Raw genomic sequence first — 6123 nt, 5'->3', positions numbered from 1 at the left:
GTCTTGCCATGGTCTACGTGCCCAATCGTGCCGATGTTGACGTGCGGCTTCGTCCGCTCGAATTTCTGCTTCGCCATGAACTCCTCGTGCTCCTTAAAAATAACGCGACTCGCGCCTGCATCAGCTGGCACGAGCATCTTATGCACGGCAACCTAACGTGCCCCGTCTGAGCAGTTCTGGAGCCTACGACGGGACTTGAACCCGTGACCTCGTCTTTACCAAAGACGTGCTCTACCGACTGAGCTACGTAGGCATTGTCAAGGCAAAACCCAGCGCGTCTGGGTTTCACGTTTACAAGTGGTGGGCCGGGCAGGATTCGAACCTGCGAAGGCGTAAGCCAACAGATTTACAGTCTGCCCCGTTTGACCGCTCCGGAACCGACCCACACGGTATATGTCTGTGATGGAGCCGACGCAGGGAATTGAACCCTGAACCTACGGTTTACAAAACCGTTGCTCTGCCAATTGAGCTACGTCGGCAAGCAGCTTAAAGTCACCGTCCGACCACAGCCTGAGCATTGTAGCATAACCACGCAGATCATGCAAATAAGGCATGGGTTGCAACTAGGGCGATTGCATCATACGAAACCGGAGACAAAAAGACGCTCTATCAGGGCACCCGCAAGGGGTGCCCGTACGGGGCCGGGGCTCGGTCGAGGGGCAGCCCTTGCGGGTGCCCGTACGGGGCCGGGGCTCGGTGAGGGTTTCACCAGAGGGCGTCAACCCCCCCCCTGAGGCCCGGGAGGGCTTCTGGAAACCTGCCCGGTGTGCGCCGCCGCGATCCGTGGGGGAACGGAGCGGTGTCCCGGCGCACACCGGGCATGCTTGATGGGTTGGCGCGCTGCCAGATGGCAATAGCGCGCACGGGAACGCCCGTGACCGAGCAGGTGAAACCCTTTGACGCCCCTTGCGGGTGCCCTGGCGGGGTGCATACCCGGAAGATGCAATCGCCCTAGTTACCGGTGTTATGATATTTGACAAATACCTTTGAGTACGCTATCATAACACCCGATTGGTTTGCTTGCCGAAGTGGCGGAATTGGCAGACGCGCTACGTTCAGGGCGTAGTGAGGGCAACCTCGTGTGGGTTCAAGTCCCACTTTCGGCACCAATCTGGTTTTTTGCAAAGTTAACACGGCTGTAGTGGGGCATAGTTTAACGGTAGAACGCCTGATTCTGGATCAGGTAGTTGGGGTTCGAGTCCCTGTGCCCCAGCCAATCTCAAAACCGTTGCGTACGGGACAGTACGCAACGGTTTTTTCTGGTTTTTTCTGGTGCGTTGCGCGACCTTTGTTTCACGACTTCAGTGACTGCGCCCTGTTTCAGGAGTGTCTGTTATGTCCGAGTCGGCTGAACCTCACGGTGCTTCCATGCTGGCATCATTCGCCACCTTCATCGCGTATCTTCCCGAACCATGCGCACTGGTTGATTCCACCGGCCATCTGGCAGCGGTGAATCCGGCCTGGAGCGATATGTTTTTTGATACCGGGCTTGGTCAACCGTTGACTGAGACTGTTGCACGACTCTTTGCGTGGGAGCCAGTCCACTTGCAGCAAATACAGGTGGAATTGAACCATCTCCAGGCTGATGAGCTTCATCGTGTTAGTTTTGACGCTGCCCTTGCCGAGCCGCCTGATCGGTGGGTCAATGCGACCCTCGCCAGGATTGACCATGGGTTTTGCCTCTGGCAACTCAGTGAGGTGACGCGTTGGCAGATGGTTGAAGCTGCAACCCAGCAGTTGCTTGAACAGTTTCGCGATGCGATCGAGAGCATTTCTGATGGCTTTGCGCTCTATGACCAGGAAGAACGTCTCGTGTTTTGCAATCGTCGCTACCGCGAGATCTATCCGCTGTGTGCGGATCTGTTGCGCCAGGGGCGGAGTTTCCGCGAAATTCTGCGTGTCAGTGTCGAGCGGGGGCAGTTTATGCTTGCCAGTGATACGGTTGAGGCGTTTTTTGCTCGCCAGTATGCGCAGTTTCGTGAAGGGACCTCTAGTGAGCACCAAATCACTGATGGACGCTGGATCCGGGCGGTCAATCATCAAACTGATGATGGAGCTATGGTCAGTATTCGCACCGATATTACCGAGCAACGTCTTGCAAGTGAGCTGCGTGAACAGACCGCAGCCCAGGAAGCGACCATTACGGCGCAGTCAACGTTGCTGGCCGAACTCTCCACCCCCCTGTTGCGGATCAGTGCGCGTACGCTTGTCTTGCCCCTGATCGGGGCGATTGATGGCGCACGTGCGAATCGTGTGGTTGAGCATCTGCTCAATGCAGTTGAAGAGCAGCAGGCTTCACTGGTAATCCTCGATATCACCGGTGTGCCGGTGGTCGATACCTATGTTGCCGGGTTGATGATCCAGTGCGCCCGCGCTATCCGCTTGCTCGGGGCACGGATGGTGCTCACCGGGATTCGCCCTGATGTCGCTGAAACGCTGGTGACGCTTGGCATTGACCTCGGTGAGATTGTGACGCGAGCGAGTCTGCAGGATGGGGTGCGTTATGCTTTGCGTGAGGGGTAGTTGTTGTTGCCCTATGTCTAGCCCGTTGGGAAGGTGAGCCGGATCTTCTCCTGCGCTCTGCACAAATAGAACCAGGCCCCTTACACTGCTGTCTCGAAGGCTCGCAGCACCATGACGAGCACCATCAGGCAGATGCCCGTGAGCAAGATGGCTTCGCGCTTGCCTGTTCGTTGCTGAGTATAGTGGAGCATCGCGGGCAGAACGGTGACGATAAGGAGACCGTAGATGCTATGCAACGCGAAATAGATCGGGTTGGGCACCCGCAGAAGGCAGAGCAAACCCAGGATACTCTGAGCAATGAGGAGGAGTTGTGCGATCCAAAGACCTGCGGTGTACCCGTTGCCAAACCGGCCCCGTAGGATGCTGATCAGCCCCCAGCAGATGAGTACCACCAATAAGCCGGAAATAGTTAGTTGGAGACGGCTATGCAATGCCTCAAGGCGTTCCATATGCTACACTTCACGCATAAAGGTAAGCCTCCGGTTGGGCGTTCGTGTTCGAGATCATTCTTGAGGAGTATACCGCATGGACTCGGTCTGGACGAATCGGATTGCGGCTGGTGCCGCAGAGATGCATAGCTCGGCGATCCGTGATCTGCTGAAGGTGACGGCCCAGCCTGAGATGATTTCGTTTGCGGGTGGTTTGCCGGCCCCGGAGCTTTTTCCGGTTGAGGAGATCGCCGCCGCAGCCGAACGGGCGCTGGTTGAAAGTCCGCTGGTGACCTTGCAGTATGGCCCGACTGAGGGTTTTGGCCCGCTGCGCGAGTTGCTTATGACCTGGATGGCCCGCCTTGGCATCACGGTGCCTGCCGATCAAGTGCTGGTGACGTCGGGTTCGCAGCAGGGCCTCGATATGGTAGGTCGTCTGTTGATTGATCCCGGTGCCCTGGTTGCGGTCGAAGAGCCTACGTATATGGGGGCCTTGCAGGCGTGGCAGACGATTCGCCCCCACTATTTGAGCGTGCCGCTCGACGACCAGGGGCTTGATGTTGATGCCCTCGAAGCGCTGCTCGCTGCCGGGGCGCGTCCGCGCTTTCTCTATGTTGTCTCTTGTTTCCAGAACCCCACCGGGGTGACGCTGGCCGATGAGCGCCGCCGACGCTTGATCGAGGTGGCTTCACGCTATACATTGCCGATCATCGAAGATGACCCCTATGGTGAGCTCTACTATGAAGGGTCGCGGACAACGCCCCTGGCGGCGCTCGATATTGAGTTGCATGGCGAATTGCGCCATGTTGTCTATCTGGGGACGCTCTCGAAACTGCTGTCACCAGGGATGCGCGTAGGGTGGATCGTTGCCCCGCAACCACTGGTTGATCGGCTGGTGATGCTCAAGCAGGGGCTCGATCTCCACACGGGCAGCATGGCCCAGGTTGTTGCCTATTACGCCTGCCGTGACGGCTTGCTTGAACAGCACACCCCGCGCCTACGCGATCTCTACCGTGAGCGCCGCGATGTGATGCTTCAGGCGCTTGATCAGACGTGTGCAGGTGTGGGGGGGATGCACTGGACACGTCCCGGTGGCGGGATGTTCCTCTGGGTGCGCTTGCCAACTGAGCTTGAGGCCGAGCCGCTTTTGCAACAGGCGGTGGCCGAGCATGTGGCGTTTGTTCCAGGACGTGCGTTTCACCCCGATGGTGGTGGGGGCAATACGATGCGACTGAACTTTTCGCATAGCAACCCGACGCAGATCGAAGAGGGAATTCGGCGTCTTGGAGGGGTCATTTTGGCGAGTCTGGCGCTGTAGCTTCCAGGCAGAGGGCACAACGCGAGCCTACCTCGCGTTGTGCCCTCTGCCCGAGCTATGCCATGTATAAACATGGCGCATGGTCACCCTGAGTGCCACAGACCCGCAGGCCCGTGGCGCTGTGCGCAACGGGGCAAGGGCACCCGCCATGGGTGCCTCTACCCTTCGTCCTTCTTGGCAAGGTAGTGGTCTTAGAGCCTCAGGCTTGCAGAAGGCAGAGATGCTTCGCTGCGTTCAGCATGACTATGCGGCATGCACGCGTAAACGTGCGCTCTTGCGTGGATAAATTACCGGGTGCCGACCGTTTCTGTCGCAAGCTTGAGGGCGCGGACGAGTTGGATGTCATCGCTCGCAAAAATCTCGTCGCGACTCAGGTCTTCAACATCTGTAGGGCGCAGCGGTACCACATCAAAGGGGAGTTGTACCTCTTCGTCGGGAGTGATGCCCTGGCCACGGATCAAGGCTCCATCGGGGGTGAGCCATTGCTGGGTGCCGAGCAGGAGGCGGCTGCCATCGCTGAGGCGGTAAGGTGTCAGGACGGTGCCGGTGCCAAAGGTTGTCTCGCCGATCAGCATACCGCGGTCAGCCGATTGAAACGCCCCCGAGACGATCTCGGATGAACTGGCCGAGTTGTTATTGATCAAGACGAAGAGGGGCAGATCAAGGGCTACCCCGCCGCTCTCTGTTGTGCGGCTGGTACGGCGTCCCTCCCGGTCTTCTTCCTGCAGCACAACGGTGCCAGCGGGGAGAAACTGACTGGCTACCTCAACCGCCTGGTCGAGCAAGCCACCGGGGTTATTGCGCAGATCGAGAATCACGGCACGCGCACCCTGTTCGCGTGCGGCGACCAGCGCTTCGCGCATCTGGCTACCCGAATTGCTATCAAACGAACTCAGGCGTACGAGGGCGATCTCTTCCGGCAAGAGTTGCCAACTCACACTTGGCACGACCACCTGATCACGCACCACCGCGACCTCAAATGGTTCGGGAACGCCTGCACGTTGCAAGAGCAGCGTAACGGTCGTGCCTTTGGGCCCACGCACCCGGGTGCGGAGGAGATCGATGGACCAGCCGGTGGTTGGATCGCCATCGACGGCGAGGATGGCATCTCCGGGCAAAATACCGGCTTGCTCGGCGGGCGAGCCTTCGATTGGGGCAACGATCATTGTCTGACCATCGCTCACGTCAATATAGGCTCCGATCCCTTCAAACGAGCCACTCAACGAGGTATCCCAGGCCTCAGCCTCGCTCGCGGTCAAAAACCGGGTATGGCCTTGGTCGCCGAGACTATCAACCATGCCCGTGATCGCGCCGGCGGTCATCACCTCGGGGTTTGCGGCTTCGGGATCGACAAAGCGCGAGCGTGATAATTCCCAGGCTTCCCAGAAGATCGCGAACTCTTCACAGACCTCAGGGCTTTCGGGGCAAGCAATGGGCGAACGATTGGCCAGAAACCCGACCAGCAGCCCAACACCGAGGCCTCCGGCCAGGACTATCACAAGCAATGCGCTCACCACCCAGAGTGGCAAGCGCAGACGAAGAAACGCAAAAGGCGACTGTTCAGCCATAAGATGTTATCCTGTTATTATTGACTATCTTCATTCAGTATAACACCGGCTGATGGCTTGCAAGATGAAAGCAAGGTTAGATCCGCAAGGCTGCCCATGCTGGGCAGCCTTGCGGATCGGTAAAGGTGAGCATCACCGGGGCCTGTGGCCCCGGTGATGCTCACGAACGATCACTCCATTGGGGTGGGCGCTTTTCAAAGCAAGGTTAGATCCGCAAGGCTGCCCGGGATGGGCAGCCTTTTGCGGATCGGTAAAGGTGAGCATCACCGGGGCCACAGGCCCCGGT

The 6123-nt window shown here is 58.5% G+C and carries 4 protein-coding genes and 5 tRNA genes; 4 read left to right on the top strand and 5 right to left on the bottom strand.

What is annotated here, in order from left to right:
* Nucleotides 1-177: 177 nt before the first annotated feature.
* The 3 genes from EKD05_RS17465 to EKD05_RS17455 form a co-directional block, all read right to left on the bottom strand.
* A tRNA-Thr gene (locus EKD05_RS17465) sits at nt 178-253 on the bottom strand.
* A gap of 45 nt (nt 254-298) precedes the next feature.
* A tRNA-Tyr gene (locus EKD05_RS17460) sits at nt 299-384 on the bottom strand.
* A 19-nt stretch (nt 385-403) separates the two neighbouring features.
* Nucleotides 404-479 (bottom strand) — tRNA-Thr (locus tag EKD05_RS17455).
* Between the two features lie 543 nt (nt 480-1022).
* On the opposite strand from EKD05_RS17455, the gene EKD05_RS17450 reads away from it, so the two are divergent.
* From EKD05_RS17450 to EKD05_RS17440, 3 genes are all read left to right on the top strand, one after another.
* Nucleotides 1023-1109: transfer RNA gene (locus EKD05_RS17450), tRNA-Leu, on the top strand.
* A gap of 33 nt (nt 1110-1142) precedes the next feature.
* Nucleotides 1143-1216, top strand: a tRNA-Gln gene (locus EKD05_RS17445).
* A gap of 119 nt (nt 1217-1335) precedes the next feature.
* The gene (locus EKD05_RS17440; RefSeq protein ID WP_129675061.1) at nt 1336-2523 is read left to right on the top strand and encodes a PAS-domain containing protein; all 1188 of its coding nucleotides are present in this window, start codon (nt 1336-1338) and stop codon (nt 2521-2523) included.
* A gap of 80 nt (nt 2524-2603) precedes the next feature.
* Here the strand turns inward: EKD05_RS17440 and EKD05_RS17435 are convergent, their stop codons facing one another.
* Nucleotides 2604-2972: a hypothetical protein gene (locus tag EKD05_RS17435; RefSeq protein WP_129675060.1), complete on the bottom strand. Its 369-nt coding sequence runs from the start codon at nt 2970-2972 to the stop codon at nt 2604-2606.
* 76 nt (nt 2973-3048) lie between these two features.
* Between EKD05_RS17435 and EKD05_RS17430 the strand changes: the two genes are divergently transcribed.
* Nucleotides 3049-4269, top strand: a complete 1221-nt coding sequence (locus EKD05_RS17430; RefSeq protein ID WP_129675057.1) for a PLP-dependent aminotransferase family protein — start codon at nt 3049-3051, stop codon at nt 4267-4269.
* A 287-nt stretch (nt 4270-4556) separates the two neighbouring features.
* Here the strand turns inward: EKD05_RS17430 and EKD05_RS17425 are convergent, their stop codons facing one another.
* Nucleotides 4557-5837 carry a S41 family peptidase gene (locus EKD05_RS17425; protein WP_129675055.1) on the bottom strand — a complete coding sequence of 427 codons (1281 nt, stop codon included), beginning with the start codon at nt 5835-5837 and terminating at the stop codon, nt 4557-4559.
* Between the last annotated feature and the right edge of the window lie 286 nt (nt 5838-6123).

The sequence above is a fragment of the Candidatus Chloroploca sp. Khr17 genome, from assembly GCF_004138165.1.
In the GTDB taxonomy this organism is placed as follows: domain Bacteria; phylum Chloroflexota; class Chloroflexia; order Chloroflexales; family Chloroflexaceae; genus Chloroploca.
Note: the sequence above shows the minus strand (reverse complement) of the source record. Positions and strands in the feature narration are given on the sequence as shown.

Excerpts from the sequence above, each read along its gene's own strand:
- EKD05_RS17440 (WP_129675061.1), top strand. The coding sequence starts at position 1,336 with ATGTCCGAGTCGGCTGAACCTCACGGTGCTTCCATGCTGGCATCATTC.
- EKD05_RS17435 (WP_129675060.1), bottom strand. The coding sequence starts at position 2,972 with ATGGAACGCCTTGAGGCATTGCATAGCCGTCTCCAACTAACTATTTCC.
- EKD05_RS17430 (WP_129675057.1), top strand. The coding sequence starts at position 3,049 with ATGGACTCGGTCTGGACGAATCGGATTGCGGCTGGTGCCGCAGAGATG.
- EKD05_RS17425 (WP_129675055.1), bottom strand. The coding sequence starts at position 5,837 with ATGGCTGAACAGTCGCCTTTTGCGTTTCTTCGTCTGCGCTTGCCACTC.